This window comes from Streptomyces sp. NPDC037271, assembly GCF_055603605.1.
Genome location: NZ_JBVJVN010000006.1, coordinates 252,462 through 273,243, shown reverse-complemented (window position 1 = coordinate 273,243; position 20,782 = coordinate 252,462). Strand labels below are relative to the sequence as shown.

Here is a 20,782-nt window from a genome sequence, read left to right as displayed (position 1 = left end):
CACCGGGAAACACACCCGGTGGGCGCTGCCACGCACCGGCGCACGCCTCACGGGTGGGTTGTGCGCCCGGGTTGAACAGTTGAGCTGTGGAGCCCCCTGAGGGATGGAAACGCCACGAAGTTGGGTAAAAACGCTGTGGTGGCGCCACAGTTCGTGATTCCCTCTCCATCACCAACGCAGCTCCTCGGACGACCTGTTGACCCCCCTCCTGACCGGCCGACTGGGCTGAGCGGGCCGTATCCCCGGCAGTGCTCGGGATGCGCAGGCCCCACACCTTCCTCTCCTTGTGTGCTTGCGGAGCCGATCCATGCTCACGACCCTGAAAACCGCCTACACCGACACGCGCGCAGCCGATCTCGCCTGGGCCCTGGGGCGCGAGCCGCTGCCCGCGCTCGCCAGTCTTGATCTCGAACTGACTGGCGCCAAAATGCAGTTGAGGCTTCTGGGGGCCTCTCACCAAGTCCTGCTCGAGGAGGAGCAGGGCAGCTGTTCGGAGACGGTGGCCTGCATCCCGGGCAGCAGCACCCCTCTTCCGCTGGGCGTCGCCAAGCGGGTGGGCGACTGGGAGTACGAGTTCGCCGCCCGGGTCGAGGTGCTGACGCCGGGTTCCTTCGCCGGACGTGCCCAGGAACTGCTGGCCCTGGTCGCCGACCATCCGCACGGGTTGGCCGGCGTCTTCCCCGGCAGCCCGCACGCCTTCACCGCGCTGCTGGCCCAGCGGCACGAGGGGCAGGTGCACTGGCGGACCTGGCACGCCTACCCGCAGGACGGCCACCTGGTGGCGACGCGGACCCGGGTGGGTGTCCGGGTGCCGACGTCGCAGCTCAGCCCGTCCGGGGTGTGAGCGGGTAGGGGCGGGTGGGCGCGGGCTCGGGCCCGCGCCCGGGCGGGATAAACCTGTGGTGGCCCATGGGAACGTCAGTTTCACACGTGTGGGTGACGAAGTGCAGTGAGAGAGTGACGTAACGTCACTCCGTGATCGAACCGCACGCGCCCGCCCCGCCCGGCTCTCCGCCGTCCTGGGGCGGCCCCGGCGGCCCCGGCGGCTCCTCGGACACCTCCGGCGGGCCCCCGGGCGGTCCCGGGGCGCCGGCGCGGCTGCCCGTCCGGCCGGCCACCGGGCGGTTCCTGGTGCTGGCGGGCGTGTTCGTCTGCGCGGCCTGTGGGCTCGTCTACGAGCTCGAACTCGTCGCTCTCGCCTCGTACCTGATCGGCGACTCGGTCACCCAGGCGTCCGTCGTCCTGTCCGTCATGGTCTTCGCCATGGGCCTCGGCTCGCTCGCCGCCAAACGGCTGCGCCGGTTCGCGGCGGCCGGCTTCGGCGCGGTCGAGGCCGTCCTCGCGCTCGTCGGCGGCTCCAGCGCGATGGTGCTGTATGCCCTCTTCGCCTGGACCGGTGGCTGGGGCGGCCTGTGGGCGGACGGACCGCGTTTCCTCCTGGTCGCCTTCTCGCTCGCCATCGGTGTGCTGATCGGCGCCGAGGTTCCGTTGCTGATGGAGCTGATCCAGCGCGTTCGCCGCCAGGACGCGGGTGGCGCGGTCGCCGACCTGTTCGCCGCGGACTACGTCGGCGCGCTCGTCGGCGGCCTCGCCTTTCCTTTCGTGCTGCTGCCCTTCCTCGGCCAGCTGACCGGCGCGCTGCTCACCGGCATCGTCAACGCGTTCGTCGGCGCCGCCCTGGTCCTCGGCCTGTTCCGGTGGGACATGACCCGCCGGGCCCGCTGGCTGCTGCTGGCCGCCAACGTCGTCGTGCTCGCGCTCCTCGCCGCGGCGACCGTCCTCGCCGACGACTTCGAACGCGCCGCCCGGCACGCCGTGTACGGCCAGGACGTCCGCGTGGCCGTCCAGACCGACGTACAGGAAGTGGTCCTCACCGGCGACGCCGACGGCCGGCCCCTCGACCTGTTCCTGGACGGCCGGCTGCGGGTCAGCGGCAGCGACGAGCGGCGTTACCACGAGGCGCTGGTGCACCCCGCGATGAGCGGCACGCACACGCGCGTGCTGATCCTCGGCGGCGGTGACGGCCTCGCCGCGCGGGAAGTGCTGCGCCACCCGGACGTGCGCCGCGTCGACGTCGTCGAACTCGACCCCGGGCTGACCCGGCTGGCCCGGCACGACCCGGGCCTGTCCGCGCTGAACGAGCACGCCTACGGTGACCCGCGCGTCCACGTCATCACGGCGGACGCCTTCCGCCGGCTGCGCTCGACGCCCACCGCGATGTACGACGTGGTGATCTCGGACCTGCCCGATCCGGGCATCACGGCCAGCACGAAGCTGTACTCGCAGGAGTTCTACGGCCTGCTCCGGCGGGTGCTCGCCCCTGACGGGCGGCTGGTCGTGCACGCCGGTCCGGTCTCCGCACGCCTCGACGCCTTCTGGACGGTGGACGCCACGCTCCACGCGGCCGGTCTGCGGGCCGTCCCCTACCGCGTCGACGCCCGCGACACGGGCTTCGCACCGGGCCCCGACCGTACGGCCGCCACCTCGCACGCCCCCCGCGAGTGGGGCTTCCTCCTGGCCGCCCGTACGGCCCCCGCCCTGCGCCTCGAGCCGACGGCCCCCCGCCCGCGCACCCTGACGCCCCGGTCCCTGGCCCGGGACGCCCGTGCCGCGTCCCGCACCCGGATCCCCGGCCTGCCGCCGTCGACGCTGGTGCATCCGCGGTACTGAGCGTGCCGGGGCCAGGGACGGGGCTGGGGCCGGGAGTGACGGGCCTCGGGCGGTCGGCGCGAGGCCCGTCACCGGGGCCCACCCGGATTCCGTGGGGCAGCGGGAGCCCCGAGCCCGCCCCGAGCCCTCTCCCGCAGTACGCGCACACCCGCGTGGCCGTCCGTCCTCTTCCTCGGGCACCTCGCCCGTGTACGCCCTGGGAACCGGCCGGCCCGCGCCCCCCCCGGCACGAGCCCGCCGTCCGCCTCCGGCCCGCCCCCGTACGAGCCTCGTACGACCCCGTGCGGCGGCCCGGCCCTCTCCCCCCGGGTACGGGACGGACCGCCACACCCCCCTGCGGATCGTTCGCACCGAGAACCTATGGCCGTCCCGTCCGTCCCGGAATCCCGCAGGGGGTGGATACCGGACCCAACCCAGCGTGGTAGGCGCCCGGTTCCTGCAACTTCCGCGGTACGGCGGAAGGATGACGCCGCTGCCGGGCGGGCGGACTTACCCTGCCGCAATGCGCCTGCACCCTCTGGCGGCCGACGGCCTGATCGCCGCGGCGCTGACGACCGTGGCCGTTCTGCTCGGCACCGAGGCCGTCGCCCAGGGGTGGCCCGCGCTGGACCCGCTCGCCTGGACGCTGGTCGGCCTGCTGAACCTCCCGCTCGCGCTGCGCACCCGTGCTCCCCTCACCGTCTGCCTCGCCGTCCACGCCTGCTGGGCGGTCCACGTCACCCTCGGCTACTGGCCCGTGGTCGGCTCCTTCGGCCCGATGCTCGCCGTCTACACCGTGGCCTCCCTGTGCCCCACCCGCACCGCCGCCGCCTGCGCCGCCCTGCTCGCCGGTGTCTGGATCTACGCCGGGGTGGTCAGCGACGCCGCCGCGATGGCGTCGGTCGTGGGGCAGGCGTTGGGCTTCCCGCTGGTGCTGTGGCGGTTCGGGTACGTCGCCCGCCGGACCGGCGAGCTCACCCGGCAGCTCCGCGCCGAACAGGCCGACCGGGCCCGGCGCGAGGTGGCTGGGGAACGCGTCCGGATCGCCCGTGAACTGCACGACGTGGTCGCCCACCACATCGCCGTCATCAACGTCCAGGCCGGACTGGCCCGCTTCGTCTTCCACTCCGACGCCCGCACCGCGCGCGATGCCCTGGACACCATCGAGGGGGCCAGCGGTGAGGCCCTCGCCGAACTGCACCGCATGCTCGGCCTGCTGCGGGCGGACGGGGTGCAGGGCGCGGTCGGCGCCCCCGCTCCCGGCCTCGACCAGCTGGACGAGATGGTCACCCGGGTCCGTACCGGCGGCGTGGGCGTGGAGCTGCGTGTCACCGGCGTACCGCGTCCCGTGCCGCCCGGCGTCCAGCTGTGCGTCTACCGGGTGGTGCAGGAGGCGCTCACCAACGTGCTCAAGCACGCGCCGGGAGCGACCGCCGCCGTCGAACTCGCCTACCGTGCGGGCGAGGTGGTGGTGTCGGTGACCGACGACGGCCGGGGAGAGGAGGCCCGCGAGGGAGGCCGGGAGGGAGGCCGGGGAGGGGTGGATCCGGACACATTCCCCGTGCGCGGTGGCCATGGCTTGATCGGGATGCGGGAGCGGGCCAAGCTCTACGGCGGGACGATCGTCGTCGGCCCGCGCAGCGAGGGGGGATTCGGCGTGCGCCTGACCCTGCCGACGCCGGTACAGACCGCACGCCGGGGAGACGCCGTCAGGGAATGACCGACGCAGAGCATCCGACGGGCCGACCGGGGGACCGCCCGACGGGCCCGCCGGGAGACGGCCCGGAGAACCGCCCGACGGACGGGGAGCGGGGCGGTCCGATACGACTGCTCGTCGTCGACGACCAGTTCCTCGTCCGCAGCGGGCTGGCCGCACTGCTGCGCGCCGCCCCGGGCATGGAGGTCGTCGGCGAGGCGGCCGACGGTGCCGAGGCGGTGGTGCTGGCCGGGCGGACCCGGCCGGACGTCGTCCTGATGGACATCCGCATGCCCGGCATGACCGGTATCCAGGCCACCGAGCGGATCCTCGCCGAGGCCGTGGACCCCGCGCCCCGCGTCCTGGTCCTGACCACCTTCGACCTCGACGAGTACGTCTACGGCGCCCTGCGCGCCGGTGCCTCCGGCTTCCTCCTCAAGGACGCCGGCCCCGAACGGCTGCTGGCCGCGGTCACCGCGGTGCACGGCGGTGACGCGCTGTTCGCCCCCGCGGTCACCCGGCGCCTGGTGGAGGCGTTCACGCAGATGTCGGACACGAGGCGGCCCGGCCCGTCGGACGCCGGCGCGCCGCCCGGGCTGACGACGCTGACCACCCGCGAGGCCGAGGTCCTGAAACTGGTGGCCCGCGGCCTGAGCAACGCGGAGGCCGCCGACCGCCTGTTCATCAGCGAGGCCACGGTGAAGACCCACCTCAACCGCACGATGACCAAGCTGGGCCTGACCAGCAGGGCGCAGGCGGTGGTGGTGGCGTACGAGACGGGACTGGTGAGGCCCGGAGGCACGGGGGGCGGGGGAGGCCTCGGGTGAGTTTGCGCAGCCGGGGGGTGTATCGGGCGCCTGCTGGGTAGGCTGCGCTGACATGGAGCATGAGGTGTTCGTTCCGGTTCCGGCCGAGCGGCTCAGGGACGTGCTGGCCGACCCGGCCCGGGTCGCCCGGGCGGTTCCGGGGCTCCAGCAGGACGCCGGTGCCGAGCCCGTCGCGGGACGGCTGAAGGTGCGCGTCGGCAGTCACTCCATCACCTATCGGGGCTCCCTGCGCCTGTCCGTTCGGGAGGACGGGTCGTACGCCGTCGAGGGCGGCGCCACCGAGTCGCGCGGCACGGGCACGGTCACGCTCGCGCTCACCCTGCGGGTGCGGGACGCCGACGGCGGCTCCACCCTGGCCTGCACCGGGACGGCCACCGCGGACGGCCGCGTCACGGAGCTGCCGCGGGAGTCGGTGGCGTCGGCGGCGGCCCGGCTGCTGACCCGGTTCGCGGAGAACCTGGGTACGGCGGCGGAGGAACGCCCTGCCGCGGAGGCGGAGCCGCGGCACACCTCCGTCCTCGACACCGAGGTCTCCCCGCCGACCCTCTCGGACGCGGGCCCGGGCGAAGTCGTCGGGGACGTCGAGGGCGTCGAGAACGAGCCGGACGTCCCGGAAGCCCCGTCGGCCCCCGCCACGCCCGAAACCCCCGCCGCGCCCGAAACCCCCGCCGCGCCCGAAACCCCCGCCGCGCCCGAAGCCCCCGCCACGCCTGAAACCCCCGCGACGCCCGAGCCCCCTGCCGGCCCCAAGATCCCTGCCGTGCCCGAAACGCCCGCCGCTCCTGAGTCCCCTGCCGCTCCTGAGTCCCCTGCCGCTCCTGAGTCCCCTGCCGCTCCTGAGCCCCCTGCCGCTCCTGAGCCCCCTGCCGCGCCCGAGCCCCCTGCCGCGCCCGAGCCCCCCGCAGAGGCCGCGCACGCGCGCCGCACGATGATCGGCCGCAGCGCCGAGGAGGTGGACCACGCCCCGCCGCGCGGCCGGTACGCCCCCGTTCCCGCACCCCAGGCGAGCGCGGCCGGTGCTCCCCTGCGCTGGGCCGTCCCCGCGGCGGCACTGGTCGTGGCGTCGGCGATCGTGGTGGGCCGCGTGCTGCGCAGGCGCCGCTGAACCGCCGCGGCCCGGCCGCCGGCCCCGCCGCGCCGGACGTACTGGGGGATCCCTTGATCGCCCCAGTAGGGTCGTGGCGTGAGCAACGAACCCATCACGCTGACCGCGGGTGACGCGGAGGCGACCGTGCTGCCGGGCAACGGCGGCCGGATCGGCGGGCTGCGCGTCGGCGGCACGGAACTGCTCCGTCAGGGCGAGCGCTACGGCTGCTTCCCGATGGTCCCCTGGTGCGGCCGGATCCGCGAGGGCCGCTTCCGGGACGGCGCGGTCGTCCACCGGATGCCGCTGAACTCCCCGCCGCACGCCATCCACGGCACCGCCCGCGACGCCGCCTGGCGCACCGCCCGTGTCACCGGGAACGAGGCCGTCATCACGTACGACCTCACCGACCCCTGGCCCTACTCCGGCCGCGTCACCCAGGTGATCGCCCTCGCCGGGGACGCGCTGACGCTGACGATGTCCGTGGAGACGTACGAGTCGTCCTTCCCGGCGCAGATCGGCTGGCACCCGTGGTTCAACCGGACCCTCGACGGCGCGGACGTGGCGATCGCCTTCGACCCCGCCTGGCAGGAGGAACGCGGCGACGACCACCTGCCCACCGGCAACCGCGTCGACCCGAAGCCGGGCCCGTGGGACGACTGCTTCGGCATGCCGGACGGCGTCGACGTCACCCTCACCTGGCCGGAGCGGCTGGAACTGAAGGTGACCAGTCCGGAGCAGTGGGCCGTGGTGTACGACGAGCAGGAGGCCGCCGTCTGCGTGGAGCCGCAGACCGGTCCGCCCAACGGCCTGAACACCCTCCCGCGCCTGGTCACACCCCTGGAGCCGCTGGAGGCCACGACCACCTGGAGCTGGACCCGGCTCTAAGCTGGACGGCATGACGGACGTCAACGAAGTAACGCCGCCAGGCACACGCGGCGCGCTGCTGCGGCAGATCAAGGACAAGGCCGTGGTGCACGGCAAGGTGACCCTCTCCTCGGGTCTCGAGGCCGACTACTACGTCGACCTGCGCCGCATCACCCTGGACGGTGAGGCCGCCCCGCTGGTCGGGCAGGTGCTGCTGGACCTGACCGCCGACCTGGACTTCGACGCGGTGGGCGGGCTGACCATGGGCGCCGACCCGGTCGCCGCGGCCATGCTGCACGCCGCCGCCGCCCGCGGGAAGCGCCTGGACGCGTTCGTCGTCCGCAAGGCCGCCAAGGCGCACGGGCTGCAGCGTCGCGTCGAGGGCCCGGACATCAAGGGCCGCCGTGTGCTGGTCGTCGAGGACACCTCCACCACCGGCGGTTCCCCGCTCACCGCGGTCGAGGCCGTGCGCGAGGCGGGTGCCGAGGTCGTGGCCGTGGCGACGATCGTCGACCGGGCGACGGGTGCCGCGGAGAAGATCCAGGACGGCGCGGGGGTGCCCTACCTGTACGCGTACGACAAGGACGAGCTGGGCCTGGACTGATGTCCGCCCGGGCGGGGGCGGGGCCGAGGTCCACTCGGAGTATCCCGCTTCGTCTGGAAGGATGGGGCCGACGATGACGTCGCCCCCCAGGTCTAGGTCAGGGCCATAAGCACGTTTCACGCCCACCCGCACATACAAGGAGCGGACAGATGCCCATCGCAACTCCCGAGGTCTACAACGAGATGCTGGACCGGGCGAAGGCAGGAAAGTTCGCCTACCCGGCCATCAACGTGACCTCTTCCCAGACGCTGCACGCGGCCCTGCGCGGTTTCGCGGAGGCGGAGAGCGACGGCATCGTCCAGATCTCCACCGGCGGCGCCGAGTTCCTGGGCGGCCAGCACAGCAAGGACATGGTGACGGGCGCCGTGGCCCTCGCCGAGTTCGCGCACATCGTGGCCGAGAAGTACGACGTCACCGTCGCCCTGCACACGGACCACTGCCCGAAGGACAAGCTCGACGGCTACGTCCGTCCGCTGCTGGCGGTCTCCGAGGAGCGCGTCAAGGCCGGCCGCAACCCGCTGTTCCAGTCCCACATGTGGGACGGCTCGGCGGAGACGCTGGCCGACAACCTCTCCATCGCCCAGGAGCTGCTGGAGCGCGCCCGCGCCGCGAAGATCATCCTCGAGGTCGAGATCACCCCGACGGGCGGCGAGGAGGACGGCGTCTCCCACGAGATCAACGACTCCCTCTACACGACGGTCGACGACGCGGTCCGCACCGTCGAGGCCCTGGGCCTGGGCGAGAAGGGCCGCTACCTGCTCGCCGCGTCCTTCGGCAACGTGCACGGCGTGTACAAGCCGGGCAACGTCGTGCTCCGCCCCGAGCTGCTCAAGGAGCTGAACGAGGGCATCGCCGGGAAGTACGGTCAGCCGGCCGGCAGCAAGCCGTTCGACTTCGTCTTCCACGGCGGCTCCGGCTCCTCCGCGGAGGAGATCGCGACCGCGCTGGAGAACGGCGTGGTCAAGATGAACATCGACACGGACACCCAGTACGCCTTCACGCGTCCGGTCGTCGACCACATGTTCAGCAACTACGCCGGCGTCCTGAAGGTCGACGGCGAGGTCGGCAACAAGAAGACCTACGACCCGCGCACCTGGGGCAAGCTGGCCGAGGCCGGCATGGCCGCGCGCGTCGTCGAGGCCTGTGGCCACCTGCGCTCGGCGGGCCAGAAGATCAAGTAGCGGCCGTCGCACGCCGCCCACGAAGGGCCCGGTACCGGCGGGATCGCCCCGCCGGTGCCGGGCCCTCGTACGTATGCCGGCGGCATGGCGCAGACTTGTGCCCATGGCCATTCACGAGAACCTCCTCGGGGGACCGCCCCCGACCCACCTCCCCGACGACCCCGGGCCGCGCGAGCTGCTGGCGGGAGGGACCTCTCCCGCCGACGTCGCCGCCAAGTACCCGACGTCCTCGCTGGCCTGGGCGCAGCTGGCCGACGAGGCGTTCGAGCGGGGCGGCGTCGTGGAGTCGTACGCGTACGCCCGTACCGGCTACCACCGCGGCCTGGACGCCCTGCGCCGCAGCGGCTGGAAGGGCCACGGTCCGGTGCCCTGGGAGCACGAGCCGAACCGCGGCTTCCTGCGCGCCCTGCACGCCCTCGCCCGCGCCGCCCAGGCGATCGGCGAGAAGGAGGAGTACGAGCGCTGCAGCCAGTTCCTGAAGGACTCCTCGCCGTCGGCGGCCGAGGTGCTGGGCTGAACCCGGATCCGGTCGTGTCCCGGCCCGTCTGCCGTGCGCAGGCGGGCCTTGCGGTTTGCTGCGACGATTGCGGAGGATGACGTTGGGGACCGGGGCCCCGTGTCGGTAACGGCAGGGCGGACCGCTACCCGAAGTGCACTCAGGAGACAGCGATGTCCCACGACGCCCCGAATCTCGATTTCGAGGGCAGCACGCCGTACGAGGACTATGTCAAGGCGGACGTGCTCACCCATCTCCAGCACACCCTCTCCGACGATCCCGGAGAGATGGTCTTCCTGGTCACGACCCAGGTCATGGAGCTGTGGTTCACCGTCATCGTCCACGAGTGGGAGACCGCCGCCCGCGCTCTGCGCGAGGACCGGATCCAGGTGGCGACCGACGCGCTGAAGCGCTCGGTGCGGGAGCTGGAGGCGCTGAACGCCTCCTGGACGCCGCTGGGGCAGCTCACCCCGGCCCAGTTCAACTCGTACCGGAGTGCCCTCGGCGAGGGTTCCGGCTTCCAGTCGGCCATGTACCGCCGCCTGGAGTTCCTGCTCGGCGACAAGTCCGCGTCCATGCTCGTCCCGCACCGCGGCGCCCCGCGGGTCCACGCGGAGCTGGAGAAGGCGCTGCACGAGCCGAGCCTGTACGACGAGGTGGTCCGGCTGCTCGCCCGGCGCGGGTACGACATTCCGGACGCCGTGCTCCAGCGTGACCTGACCCGGAAGTACGAGGCGGCGCCCGAGGTGGAGGCCGCCTGGACGGCCGTGTACGCGGGCGACCAGAACGGCGAGCTGGCCCGCCTCGGCGAGGCGCTCACCGACGTCGCGGAGCTGGTGTGGCGCTGGCGCAACGACCACCTGGTCGCCACCCGCCGCGCGATGGGCTCCAAGACCGGCACGGGCGGCTCCGCCGGGGTGGCCTGGCTGGAGAAGCGGGCCCGCAACAACGTGTTCCCCGAACTGTGGACCGCGCGGTCGTATGTCTGAACCGACCGAACAGGCTGGAGTGTGTGACGTGTCCGAACTCAAGGACGAGGCCGGGAAGCTGGACGCCGCCGACGAGCTGGCGGCGCTGCGCGAGCGGTTCGTGCTCGACGACGTGACGTATCTGGACGGCAACTCGCTCGGTGCCCTCCCGGCCGGGGTCCCCGCGCGCGTGGCGGACGTCGTACGCCGTCAGTGGGGCGAGCTGCGCATCCGGTCCTGGGAGGAGAGCGGCTGGTGGACCGCGCCCGAACGGATCGGCGACCGGATCGCCCCGCTGGTCGGGGCGGCGGCCGGGCAGATCGTGGTAGGCGACTCCACCAGCGTCAACGTCTTCAAGGCACTCGTCGCCGCCGTACGCATGGCGGGCGAGGACGGTACGGGCCGCGACGAGATCCTCGTCGACGCCACCACCTTCCCCACGGACGGGTACATCGCCGAGTCGGCGGCCCGGATGACGGGCTGCGCCCTGCGTCCGGTGGCGCCGGCCGAGGTGCCGTCGGCGCTCGGCGACCGCACCGCCGCCGTCCTGCTCAACCACGTCGACTACCGCACGGGCCGGCTGCACGACCTGCCCGCGCTCACGGCCGCGGTGCACGAGGCGGGGGCGTACGTCGTCTGGGACCTGTGCCACAGCGCGGGCGCACTGCCGGTCGGGCTCGACGAGTACGGCGTCGACCTGGCGGTCGGCTGCACGTACAAGTACCTCAACGGCGGCCCCGGTTCGCCCGCGTACCTGTATGTGCGTCACGGCCTCCAGGACCGTTTCGACTCCCCGCTGCCGGGCTGGAACTCGCACGCCGAGCCCTTCGGCATGCGGCCCGGGTACATCCCTGCGGCAGGTGCGTCGCGCGGCCGGGTCGGCACACCGGACATCCTCTCCCTGCTCGCCCTGGAGGCGGCCCTTCAGGTGTGGGACGGGGTGTCGGTGGAGGCGGTGCGGGCCAAGTCCCTGGCGCTGACCGACTTCTTCCTGCGCTGCGTCGGGGAGTACGTCCTGGACGGCCGGGTGGAGTCCCTGACTCCGGCGGCGCACGCCGAGCGGGGCAGCCAGGTCGCACTGCGCTGTGACGACGCCGGTGACGTCATGAAGCGGCTGATCGAACGCGGTGTGGTCGGGGACTTCCGCGCCCCGGACGTCCTGCGCTTCGGCTTCACCCCCCTGTACGTCGGCTTCGCGGACGTGGAGCGGGCGGCGCGGGTGCTGGCGGAGACGCTGGTGTGACGAGCGGGTGGGGACCGGGCGGGAAGCCCGGTCCTCACCCAGCGTCACATCCCCATGTCGGCGCACGTCACCGGCCTGATACCGTCCCGCCAACGGCCGATTCCATTCCCCGGTCAGCCAACATCGTTTCGCCGCTGAGAGGTTGAGCATGCCGGATGCCGCCGCAGAACCGGGCACCGCTGCCGCGAGGGACGCCGCGGAGGAGAAGTCGGCCTTTTCGCACCCGGCGGTCGACCCCGACGGCACCGCTGTGTACGGCGACCATCCCGACCAGCTGATCGACTTCTACGTGCCGCGTGGCGCGGAGGGCGCGGGTGGTGCCGCTCCCGTCGTGGTGGTGCTGCACGGAGGTTCGTGGCGGGCGCCGTACGACCGTCGCCACGTCAGCCCGTTCGCCGATTTCCTGGCCCGTCGGGGTCTCGCCGTCGCCAGCGTGGAGTACCGGCGTGGTGCGGAGGGCGGGGGCGAGGACGGGAGTGAGGCCGGGGGCGGCCCCGTCGCGGGGCGCTGGCCCGACACCTTCGACGACGTGGCCGCCGCGCTGGACGCGCTGCCGGCGCTGGTGCGGCAGCATCTCCCGCAGGCCGACGGGCGCCGTGTCGTGCTCACCGGCCACTCGGCCGGCGGCCACCTCGCCCTGTGGGCGGCGGCCCGGCACCTGCTGCCCGCCGACGCCCCCTGGCGCACCGACCGCCCGGCACCTCTGCGCGGTGTGGTGGCCCTCGCGCCGATCGCCGACTTCGAGGTCGCCGGCAAGCTCGACGTGTGTGGTGGCGCGGCGCTTCAACTCCTCGGCGGGGAGGAGCTGTTCGCCGAACGCAGGCCCTACGCCGACCCGGCCCTGCTGCTGCCGACCGGCATCGCGACGACTCTCGTCCAGGGCCGTGCCGACGTGGACGTTCCGCAGGCGGTCGCCGAGGCGTACGCCGACGCGGCGGCGAGGGCCGGGGAGGTGGTGGGCGTGACGCTGCTGGAGGACGTCGGGCACTATCCGCTGATCGACCCGGCGGCGGACGCGTGTGCGGTGGTGGCGGAGGAGATCGCGCAGCTGGCTTGGTGAGCCTGGCCGGGGGGAGGGTGAGGCACGAAAAGCGTGAACTTTTCGCTGGAAAAGTTCACGGCCTGCTCAGATGAGCGTGTCGGTATCGTCGGTGCTGCCTCGATCCCTGGCCCGTACCCGTCATACCTGAGAGCTACCCCGCAGATGAGTTCTCTGGCGGGACGCGGGTTACCCGGCGCGATTCATAACTTCCCTTACAGACAAGCCCGATGGACGGGCGATCTGGAGGGGAGAGGCCATGGGGCCCGGGACGGCGGTACGTTGGCGGCGGTGCGTGAGCAGATGGCGCCGTGCCACCCTCGCCGCGCTCATCTGCGGTGCGGTGGTCCTCCCCCTCTCCGGTGCCGCGCGCCCCGAGATCCCCGCTCCGGCCCCCGCCGTTCTCGCCGCCCCGACGGCCGACACGCTGGACGAGGCGTACGCCGCCAACCGGGCCAACGCCGCCGAGGCGTCCCGGATGGCCGCCGACCACGGCGACCGGCACCGCGCGGCGGCGGACCGCTCGATGGCGGACCCGTCCCGGCGCCTGCTCGCCTTCGACGGCCAGGGTGCCGGACGGGCCACGGAGGTCTTCGGAGACCTGGCCCACGCCGACCACGTCGCCGTCCTCGTCCCCGGCTCCGACACGAGCCTCGACACGTACGACCGGTTCCGTGCCGCCGCGCTCGCCCTGCACCGGCAGCTCGCCGCCGAGGCGCCCGACGGGACCCGCACGGCGGTCGTGGCCTGGCTGGGCTACGAGACGCCGGGCACCGTCAGCACCGCGGTCGCCACCACCGGCCGCGCCGACCGGGCCGCCCCGAAGCTCCGCTCCCTGGTCGACGACCTGCGGGGCATCACAGGCCCCGGCACCTCCCTCACCCTCCTCTGCCATTCCTACGGCTCGGTCGTCTGTGCCCGCGCCGCCGACGGCCTCGACGTCGCCGACATAGCCCTGGTCGGCAGCCCCGGCACTGGTGCCGACTCCGCCGCGGGCCTGCACACGAGCGCCCGGATCTGGGCGGCGCGGGGCGCCGACGACTGGGTGGAGCACGTGCCGCACCTCAGCGCCGGCCTCTTCGGCACCACCGTCGGCTTCGGCACCGATCCGCTCTCCCCGGACTTCGGTGCCCGGGTCTTCGCGGCCGGCGACGGCGGCCACAGCGACTACTTCGACACCGGATCCGTCTCCCTGACGAACCTGGCCCGGATCGTCCTGGGCGAGACCGCGGAGGTGACCCATGACTGATGCGACGCGACGGACACCACCGAGTCCTGCGCACGGCGCGCCGAACCGGTGGCGCGGTGCCGCCGACCGGCGGGGGCTGCGCCGTGCCGCCCTCGGGCAGGGGCTGCGCCGCACCGCACCCGGGCAGGCTCTGAGCCGTGCCGCCCCCGTGCGGAGGCTGCGCCGCGCCGCCGTCCGGATCGACTCCGCCACCCCGGTGGACCGGGACCGGGCCGTCGACGCCCTGCGGGCCCTCGCCATCCTCGGCGTGGTCCTCGGCCACTGGCTGGTGACGGCCCTGGTCGCCGACGGCAACAGCCTGCGCGCGGCCAGTCCGCTGCAGGACATGCCCTGGCTGGCCCCGATCTCCTGGGTCTTCCAGACCCTGGCCGTGTTCTTCCTGGTAGGCGGCCATGTGGCCACCCGGGGTTACGCGTCGGCCCGGTCCCGCGGCACCTCCTACGGCGGGTGGCTGTCCGCCCGGTTGTCCCGGCTGTTCCGCCCGGTCGCGGCCGTCCTCGGCCTGTGGACGGTGGCGGCGGTGCTGTTGCTCCTGACGGGTGCGGAGTTCGTGACGGTCCACACCCTGGTGAAGCTGGCCCTGTCCCCGCTGTGGTTCCTCCTCGTCTTCGCCGCGCTGACCGCGGTGACGCCGCTCCTGACCCGGCTGCACCCGCTGTGGCCGCTGGGCGTCGTCCTCCATGTGGACCTGCTGCGCTTCGGGTTCGGAGCCCCCGCCTGGCTCGGCTGGACCAACCTCGCCGCCGGCTGGCTGGTCCCCTACACCCTCGGCGCCGCCTGGACCCGCGGTGAACTGGACCACCGCCGCGCAGGCCGGGTCCTGCTCACCGGCGGTGCGGCGGCGACCGCGGCCCTCGTCGCCTGGGCGGGCTATCCGGCGTCGATGGTCGGCGTCCCCGGTGCCGGGATATCGAACCTCAACCCGCCGACGCTGGCCGCGGTCACCTTCGGCCTGGCGCAGTGCGGCCTCGCGCTGCTGCTGCGCGAGCCGCTGCGCCGCGCGATGCGGCGGCCTGTGGCATGGGCGGTGGTCGCGCTGGTCAACCTCTCCGCGATGACGATCTTCCTGTGGCACCAGACCGCGCTGATGGCGACCACGGCCACCGGCCTCCTCACAGGCCGTCTGCCCGGTCTGCACACGCTCCCCGACGGCCTGGGCTGGGTCGCGGCGCGGCTCGCCTGGCTCCCGGTGTTCGCGCTGGTCCTGGCAGGCTGCTGGGCCGCCTTTCGCTCCTTCGAGCGCGGCGGCGGCCGGCGCCGCTCCCGGGTCGTCCGGACGCATCGTCCGCGGCGCCGGACGAGGGCGGCGGGCGCGCGTCATGTCTAGGGTGGTCCGTGTGATGCGACGGGGGATCCGGCAGATGACCACGGGCGGTCGGATCGGACGCATGCTGCGCGTGCTGCACGACGACCTGTGGACCTGGCGGGCGGACCCGCTGCCGCCGTCGGTGTGGCTGCTCTGGTTCCCGCACGGGGTCGTCTGCCTGGCCGCCCTCGGCGTGCTGCTCGGTGACGCGGCCCAGCTCAACGACAACGGCGGGATCGAACCCGAGTTCGCCTTCCTGGTCGCCCTCGGCCAGGCCGGCGCGATGGTGTTCGCACTGTGGCGGCCGGTCCCGGCGTGGTGGCTGTCGATGGCGGCCATGCTCGTGGGGGCCTTCGCCGTGCGGGCCGAGATGGTCGCCGGTGGCGGCCCGTTCACCAGGCCAGGGCCGGGTGTATTCGTCCCGGGCGGCGAGAAGTTCACCTGGCCCTGGACGGCCGCCGGGATCATCGCGCACCTGTTCGTCCTGTTGCTGCTCGCCCTGCGGGTCCGTACCCGGGTGTCCGTGGAGGCGCTGGCCCTGACCGCGCTCGCCACCTACATCGTGCAGGGCATGGTGGGCGCGCTGGACTACCAGCCGACCGGCCAGCTCGCCGTCATCCTGTTCGCGGTCGTCGTGGTGCTGGGCACCGCCCTGCGCGGACGCCGCGAGGCCCGCACGGAACTCGCGCAGCAGGCCTCGCTGACCGCCGAGGAGAGAGCCCGGCGCACCCTGCTGGAGGAGCGCGGGCGCATCGCCCGCGAGCTGCACGACGTGGTCGCCCACCACATGTCGGTGATCTCCATCCAGGCACAGGTCGCCCCCCTCCTCGTCGAGAACCCGCCGGACGAGCTGAAGGAGAACCTCGCGGGCATCCGGCAGAACGCGCTGGAGGCCCTCACCGAGCTCCGCCGGGTGCTGGGTGTGCTGCGTTCCGAGCACCCCGACGCGCTGGAGGCGCCCGACGGGGGCGACGCCGCCCCGCACTCCCCGCAGCCCACCCTCGACCGGCTCGACGCGCTGGTGGAGAACATCCGGGCCGCCGGGCTGACCGTCACCACCGAGACGAGCGGGACGCGCAGGCCCCTGCCGCCCGGTGTGGAGCTTTCGGCGTACAGGATCGTGCAGGAGGCCCTGAGCAACGTCCTGCGGCACGCGCCGGGCGCGACCGCCCGGGTCCACCTCACGCACCTTCCCATCGGGCTGCGCGTGGACGTCTCCAACACGCGGCCGAAGCGGGCCCCGGCACCGTCGGACGGTGCGGGGCACGGCCTGCTCGGCATGCGGGAGCGGGTGGCGATGCTCGACGGCACCCTGACGGCGCAGCCACTGCCGGACGGCGGTTACCAGGTGGCCGCGTTCCTGCCGGCCGACGGCCCCGGCCGTCCTGTCCACGACTCCGCCCCTGATTCCGCCCCTGACTCCGCTCCCGATTCCTCCGCTCCCGATTCCTCCGCTCCCGACTCCACCGAGGACGACACCCGATGACGACCAGCAGCAACGGCCGCGTGATCCGCGTGCTGATCGCCGACGACCAGCAGATGGTCCGGCAGGGTTTCACCGTGCTGCTCAACACCCAGCCCGACATCGAGGTGATCGGGCAGGCGGTGGACGGCCTGGACGCCGTGGCCAAGGTCGCCGAGCTGGCCCCGGACGTCGTCCTGATGGACATCCGCATGCCCGAGCTGGGCGGCATCGACGCCACCCGCCACATCACCGGGGCGACCCCGGACATCAGAGTGCTGGTGCTGACCACCTTCGACCTCGACGAGTACGTGTACGAGGCGCTGCGGGCCGGCGCGTCCGGGTTCCTGCTGAAGGACGCCTCCGCCGACCAGCTCGCCGAGGCGGTCCGGGTCGTGGCGGCCGGGGACGCGCTGCTCGCGCCGGGCATCACCCGGCGGCTGATCGCCGAGTTCTCCCGGCTGGACGACCGGCCGCGCGCCCCGCTGAAGACCCGCGTCGGCGATCTGACCGAGCGGGAGACCGAGGTGCTCGCCCTGATCGCGCAGGGCCTGTCGAACGCGGAGATCGCCCAGCGGCTGGTCGTCGCCGAGCAGACGGTGAAGACGCACGTCGGCCGGATCCTGGTGAAGCTGGGGCTCAGGGACCGGACGCAGGCGGCGGTGTTCGCGTACGAGTCGGGGCTGGTGCGGCCCTCCGGATACTGAGCGGGCCGGGCCCGTAGTACCTGAGACGGATACCGAAGAACCCCTCTCGCTGGTGACGACCGCGACCCCCGGCGACGCCTACCGTTGCGAACGTGACCGAGACGACACAGACGCTGACCGCCCCTTCCCGGGGCGGCGAGCGCAGCCCCGAGTTCCGGCTGGCCATGGATGCCCTGAGCGGATTGCGCCAGGACCTGTTCCACGACGCCTTCGCCTGCCGTCCGCTGCCGCTCGTGGCGACGGACGGCCCGCTGACCCGCCGGCTCTCCGGCAAGCCGCAGTGGTACGCCGCCCGCCTGCCGCACGCGGTGGTGGTGGCCCTCGCCGTGATCGCGTTGCTCGGCGGTTGCTTCGCCAGCACCATGGACGGGCCGATGGCTCTGCTGACCGGGCTGGTGTGCGCGGCACCGGTGCTGGCCACGCTGGTCCGGCCGGTCGGCGCCTTCTGGATGTCGATGGTGGCGACACCGGTGGTCGCGCTGCTGGACGGCAGCCTGGGCGAGTGGCCGTGGCAGCCCGGCGTCTTCATCTGCCACCTGGCGGTGCTGGTGGTCGTGGCGATACGCACCCGGCCCCGCACGGCCGCGTGGATGTGGGTTCTCACCGCCGCCTACGCGTTCCTCGTGGAGACCGTACTCGGCGACGGTGAGTACAGCACCTCCGCGCCCATGCTGCTGCTTTCCGCCCTGGCCCTGCTGATGGTCGCCGTCCGGCACGTCCGCCGCGAGGCGCGGCAGGAGGTCACCGCCCAGCAGACGGTCACCGCGCACGAGCGGTCCCGGCGCACCCTGCTGGAGGAGCGCACCACCATCGCCCGCGAGCTGCACGACGTGGTCGCCCACCACATGTCGGTGGTCGCCATCCAGGCGGAGGCGGCGCCCTACCGGGTGGAGAATCCGCCGGAGGAGCTGGAGCGCGCCTTCGCCACCATCCGGGAGAACGCGGTGGCGGCACTGACCGAGCTGCGCCGCGTGCTCGGAGTCGTCCGCGCCGAGGACTACGAGGCCCCGGACGCCCCGCAGCCCACCCTCGCCGACCTGGACGCCCTGCTCACCAACGTGCGCGATGCCGGCCTGAGCGTGGAGAAGGCGGCGACCGGCGCGGTGCGCGAGCTGCCGCCCGGCGTGGAGCTGTCGGCGTACCGGATCGTGCAGGAGGCGCTGAGCAACTCCTTGCGGCACGCGCCGGGCGCGACCGCCCGCGTCGAGGTCTCCTACGTGCTGGGCGGCCTCGGCCTGCGGATCGTCAACGGCCCGATCCCGGAACTCTCCTTGGTGAAGCCCTCGCCCGGCGCGGGCCACGGCATCACCGGCATGCGCGAGCGCGTCTCGATGCTGAACGGCGAGATGACGGCGGGCCCCACCGACGACGGGGGTTACGAGGTGGCGGTGTTCCTGCCGGTCACCGCGCAGACCGAAGGTGAAGCATGACGATCCGCGTACTGATCGCCGACGATCAGATGATGGTGCGCGAGGGCTTCTCGGTCCTGCTGAACGCGATGCCGGGCATCGAGGTCGCCGGCGAGGCGGTCAACGGCCGGGAGGCGGTGGCGAAGGTCCGCGAGCTGGCCCCCGACGTCGTCCTGATGGACATCCGCATGCCGGAGCTGAACGGCATCGAGGCGACGCGGGAGATCGTCGCGGCGGACGCCGCGGCGAAGGTCCTCGTCCTCACCACCTTCGACCTCGACGAGTACGTGTACCAGGCGCTGCGCGCGGGCGCTTCCGGCTTCCTCCTCAAGGACGCCTCGGCGCGCCAACTGGCCGACGGCGTCCGGGTGGTGGCAGCCGGTGAGGCCCTCCTCGCCCCCTCGGTCACCAAGCGCCTGATCACCGAGTTCTCGAAGCTGTCCGACGGCCCGCGCCCGATGTCCTCGGCGCAGGGGGCGTACGGCGACCTGACCGAGCGGGAGACGGAGGTACTGGTCCTGATCGCGCAGGGCCTGTCCAACTCGGAGATCGCCGAGCGCCTGGTGGTCGCCGAGTCGACGATCAAGACACACGTCAGCAGGGTCCTGGTGAAGCTGGGCCTCAGGGACCGCACCCAGGCGGCGGTCTTCGCCTACGAGGCGCGGCTGGTGACGCCGGGCTGACCGGCACCGAACACCTGCGTCGAGACCGCCGCCCTCCCTGCCCGCAGGGCCATTCGCGACTCCGAGGCCCCCACTCGCGCCTCCCTCTCCGTCCCCGCCCTCTCCTTCGCGGCGGTCTCCGCCGCGGGGTGTGGGGCGATGGGCCCCGCGGCGGACAGCGGTGGTCAGTGGTTGCGTGCCGCCGCCTTCAAGGTGTGCCGCAGGGCGTGGAAGGCGGGCTTGCGGCGGAAGTCGTCGGTCATGACCGTCGCGGACCCCTCGCCCTCGAAGAACACCGGCACCCATGAGTACTTGTCGGTGAAGCCCCAGATGGTGAACGAGTTGCAGTCCTCGACGGCCAGGCAGGCCGACAGTGCCCGCTGGTAGTAGTCGGCCTGCTGCTTCTGCTGCGCGGCGGTCGGCACACCGCCGGCCGGCAGGTCCATCCGTACGTCCAGCTCGGTGACGGCGGTTTCCAGGCCCAGCGCGTCGAAGCGCTTCAGGTTGGTCTCCAGGTCCCCCGGGAAGCCGTACCGCGTGCTCAGGTGCGCCTGTACGGAGAAGCCGTGCACCGGCACGCCCTGCCGGAGCAGGTCCTGGGTGAGGGCGTAGTAGGCGCCGCTCTTGGCGTTGACGCTCTCGACGCCGTAGTCGTTGAAGAACAGCTTCGCCTTCGGGTCGGCCTCGTGCGCCCAGCGGAAGGCGTCCGCGACGATGCCGGGGCCGAGCTCGCGGATCCAGATGTTGTCCTGCGTGCGGAGCCTGCCCTGGTCGTCGAAGATCTCGTTCGCGACGTCCCACTGCTGGATCCGGCCGGCGTACCGGCCGACGACGGTGGTGATGTGCTCGCGCAGGATCGCGCGCAGCTCCTCGTCGGAGAAGTCGCCCTGCTCCAGCCACTGCGGGTTCTGGCTGTGCCACAGCAGCGTGTGACCGCGTACGACCTGATCGTGGCGTTCGGCGAACTCGACGATGGCGTCCGCCGCCGCGAAGTCGTACCGGTCGCGCTCCGGGTGGAGGAACTCCCACTTCATCTGGTTCTCGGGGGAGACCGAGCTGAACTGGCGCGCGAGGATCTTCCGGTACTTCTTGTCCGAGGTGAACGGGTCCGGGTAGTCCTGCTCCAGGTGGTGGCCGCCGCCCGCCACGGCGGTGCCCACGTAGAAGCCGTCGGGGGCGGCCTCGCGCAGTCGGTCGAACTTGGCGTGGGAGTGCGGTGCGGGGGGGGGGGGGGGGGGGGCCGGGGGGGGGGTGGACCCCCCCCCCCCCCCCCGGGCGGATGGGGCGCGAAAAGAAGAGGCGATGGGGGGAGGAGTTGGCCCACAACCGCCCC

General features: G+C 73.2%; 19 protein-coding genes and 1 pseudogene. 19 read left to right on the top strand and 1 reads right to left on the bottom strand.

Annotated elements, in window-relative coordinates:
- Nucleotides 1-307: 307 nt before the first annotated feature.
- From ACZ7G3_RS14710 to ACZ7G3_RS14620, 19 genes and pseudogenes are all read left to right on the top strand, one after another.
- Entirely contained in the window at nucleotides 308-844 is a 537-nt protein-coding gene (locus tag ACZ7G3_RS14710; RefSeq protein WP_426599226.1) for a DUF2617 family protein, read from the top strand.
- 131 nt (nucleotides 845-975) lie between these two features.
- Nucleotides 976-2,670, top strand: coding sequence for a polyamine aminopropyltransferase (locus ACZ7G3_RS14705; RefSeq protein ID WP_470925752.1), 1,695 nt, complete (start codon nucleotides 976-978; stop codon nucleotides 2,668-2,670).
- A 502-nt stretch (nucleotides 2,671-3,172) separates the two neighbouring features.
- Complete coding sequence (locus tag ACZ7G3_RS14700) at nucleotides 3,173-4,369, top strand: sensor histidine kinase (protein ID WP_470925751.1); 1,197 nt, start codon at nucleotides 3,173-3,175, stop codon at nucleotides 4,367-4,369.
- Between the two features lie 107 nt (nucleotides 4,370-4,476).
- Nucleotides 4,477-5,172, top strand: a complete 696-nt coding sequence (locus ACZ7G3_RS14695) for a response regulator (RefSeq protein WP_470925816.1) — start codon at nucleotides 4,477-4,479, stop codon at nucleotides 5,170-5,172.
- A gap of 52 nt (nucleotides 5,173-5,224) precedes the next feature.
- Nucleotides 5,225-6,277, top strand: coding sequence for an SRPBCC family protein (locus tag ACZ7G3_RS14690; RefSeq protein WP_470925749.1), 1,053 nt, complete (start codon nucleotides 5,225-5,227; stop codon nucleotides 6,275-6,277).
- 78 nt (nucleotides 6,278-6,355) lie between these two features.
- Entirely contained in the window at nucleotides 6,356-7,144 is a 789-nt protein-coding gene (locus ACZ7G3_RS14685) for an aldose epimerase family protein (protein ID WP_470925748.1), read from the top strand.
- Nucleotides 7,145-7,154: 10 nt separating this feature from the next.
- Nucleotides 7,155-7,727 (top strand): orotate phosphoribosyltransferase, encoded by a 573-nt coding sequence (gene pyrE / locus ACZ7G3_RS14680; protein WP_470925746.1) that lies wholly within the window; start codon nucleotides 7,155-7,157, stop codon nucleotides 7,725-7,727.
- Nucleotides 7,728-7,876: 149 nt separating this feature from the next.
- Complete coding sequence (gene fbaA, locus ACZ7G3_RS14675; RefSeq protein ID WP_426520875.1) at nucleotides 7,877-8,908, top strand: class II fructose-bisphosphate aldolase; 1,032 nt, start codon at nucleotides 7,877-7,879, stop codon at nucleotides 8,906-8,908.
- A gap of 103 nt (nucleotides 8,909-9,011) precedes the next feature.
- Entirely contained in the window at nucleotides 9,012-9,425 is a 414-nt protein-coding gene (locus ACZ7G3_RS14670) for a DUF3151 domain-containing protein (RefSeq protein ID WP_426599220.1), read from the top strand.
- A 152-nt stretch (nucleotides 9,426-9,577) separates the two neighbouring features.
- Complete coding sequence (locus ACZ7G3_RS14665) at nucleotides 9,578-10,393, top strand: tryptophan 2,3-dioxygenase (protein WP_470925743.1); 816 nt, start codon at nucleotides 9,578-9,580, stop codon at nucleotides 10,391-10,393.
- A complete protein-coding gene (gene kynU, locus ACZ7G3_RS14660) occupies nucleotides 10,386-11,615 on the top strand; it encodes a kynureninase (RefSeq protein WP_470925741.1) in 1,230 nt (409 codons plus the stop codon). Before ACZ7G3_RS14665 ends, kynU begins: the two co-directional genes overlap by 8 nt.
- A 148-nt stretch (nucleotides 11,616-11,763) precedes the next feature.
- Nucleotides 11,764-12,675 (top strand): alpha/beta hydrolase, encoded by a 912-nt coding sequence (locus ACZ7G3_RS14655; protein ID WP_470925739.1) that lies wholly within the window; start codon nucleotides 11,764-11,766, stop codon nucleotides 12,673-12,675.
- A gap of 238 nt (nucleotides 12,676-12,913) precedes the next feature.
- Nucleotides 12,914-13,903, top strand: a complete 990-nt coding sequence (locus tag ACZ7G3_RS14650) for an alpha/beta hydrolase (protein WP_470925737.1) — start codon at nucleotides 12,914-12,916, stop codon at nucleotides 13,901-13,903.
- A 157-nt stretch (nucleotides 13,904-14,060) separates the two neighbouring features.
- Nucleotides 14,061-15,230 carry an acyltransferase family protein gene (locus tag ACZ7G3_RS14645; protein ID WP_470925814.1) on the top strand — a complete coding sequence of 390 codons (1,170 nt, stop codon included), beginning with the start codon at nucleotides 14,061-14,063 and terminating at the stop codon, nucleotides 15,228-15,230.
- Nucleotides 15,223-16,695 carry a sensor histidine kinase gene (locus tag ACZ7G3_RS14640; RefSeq protein ID WP_470925735.1) on the top strand — a complete coding sequence of 491 codons (1,473 nt, stop codon included), beginning with the start codon at nucleotides 15,223-15,225 and terminating at the stop codon, nucleotides 16,693-16,695. The genes ACZ7G3_RS14645 and ACZ7G3_RS14640 overlap by 8 nt, the downstream gene beginning before the upstream one ends.
- Nucleotides 16,692-17,378, top strand: coding sequence for a response regulator (locus ACZ7G3_RS14635; RefSeq protein WP_470925733.1), 687 nt, complete (start codon nucleotides 16,692-16,694; stop codon nucleotides 17,376-17,378). Before ACZ7G3_RS14640 ends, ACZ7G3_RS14635 begins: the two co-directional genes overlap by 4 nt.
- A gap of 92 nt (nucleotides 17,379-17,470) precedes the next feature.
- Nucleotides 17,471-18,808 (top strand): sensor histidine kinase, encoded by a 1,338-nt coding sequence (locus ACZ7G3_RS14630; RefSeq protein ID WP_470925731.1) that lies wholly within the window; start codon nucleotides 17,471-17,473, stop codon nucleotides 18,806-18,808.
- Nucleotides 18,805-19,470, top strand: a complete 666-nt coding sequence (locus ACZ7G3_RS14625) for a response regulator (protein WP_426599212.1) — start codon at nucleotides 18,805-18,807, stop codon at nucleotides 19,468-19,470. Before ACZ7G3_RS14630 ends, ACZ7G3_RS14625 begins: the two co-directional genes overlap by 4 nt.
- Nucleotides 19,471-19,491: 21 nt before the next feature.
- Nucleotides 19,492-19,572 (top strand): annotated as a pseudogene (locus tag ACZ7G3_RS14620) (DUF397 domain-containing protein); the annotation flags it as partial.
- A 62-nt stretch (nucleotides 19,573-19,634) separates the two neighbouring features.
- On the opposite strand, the gene ACZ7G3_RS14615 reads toward ACZ7G3_RS14620, so the two are convergent.
- Nucleotides 19,635-20,753 carry an endo-1,4-beta-xylanase gene (locus ACZ7G3_RS14615; RefSeq protein WP_470925812.1) on the bottom strand — a complete coding sequence of 373 codons (1,119 nt, stop codon included), beginning with the start codon at nucleotides 20,751-20,753 and terminating at the stop codon, nucleotides 19,635-19,637.
- Between the last annotated feature and the right edge of the window lie 29 nt (nucleotides 20,754-20,782).

Bases quoted from the DNA above. Each gene is read 5' to 3' on its own strand.
- ACZ7G3_RS14710 (WP_426599226.1), top strand. From the start codon at position 308: ATGCTCACGACCCTGAAAACCGCCTACACCGACACGCGCGCAGCCGAT.
- ACZ7G3_RS14700 (WP_470925751.1), top strand. From the start codon at position 3,173: ATGCGCCTGCACCCTCTGGCGGCCGACGGCCTGATCGCCGCGGCGCTG.
- ACZ7G3_RS14690 (WP_470925749.1), top strand. From the start codon at position 5,225: ATGGAGCATGAGGTGTTCGTTCCGGTTCCGGCCGAGCGGCTCAGGGAC.
- pyrE (WP_470925746.1), top strand. From the start codon at position 7,155: ATGACGGACGTCAACGAAGTAACGCCGCCAGGCACACGCGGCGCGCTG.
- fbaA (WP_426520875.1), top strand. From the start codon at position 7,877: ATGCCCATCGCAACTCCCGAGGTCTACAACGAGATGCTGGACCGGGCG.
- ACZ7G3_RS14670 (WP_426599220.1), top strand. From the start codon at position 9,012: ATGGCCATTCACGAGAACCTCCTCGGGGGACCGCCCCCGACCCACCTC.
- ACZ7G3_RS14665 (WP_470925743.1), top strand. From the start codon at position 9,578: ATGTCCCACGACGCCCCGAATCTCGATTTCGAGGGCAGCACGCCGTAC.
- kynU (WP_470925741.1), top strand. From the start codon at position 10,386: ATGTCTGAACCGACCGAACAGGCTGGAGTGTGTGACGTGTCCGAACTC.
- ACZ7G3_RS14655 (WP_470925739.1), top strand. From the start codon at position 11,764: ATGCCGGATGCCGCCGCAGAACCGGGCACCGCTGCCGCGAGGGACGCC.
- ACZ7G3_RS14650 (WP_470925737.1), top strand. From the start codon at position 12,914: ATGGGGCCCGGGACGGCGGTACGTTGGCGGCGGTGCGTGAGCAGATGG.
- ACZ7G3_RS14640 (WP_470925735.1), top strand. From the start codon at position 15,223: ATGTCTAGGGTGGTCCGTGTGATGCGACGGGGGATCCGGCAGATGACC.
- ACZ7G3_RS14635 (WP_470925733.1), top strand. From the start codon at position 16,692: ATGACGACCAGCAGCAACGGCCGCGTGATCCGCGTGCTGATCGCCGAC.
- ACZ7G3_RS14625 (WP_426599212.1), top strand. From the start codon at position 18,805: ATGACGATCCGCGTACTGATCGCCGACGATCAGATGATGGTGCGCGAG.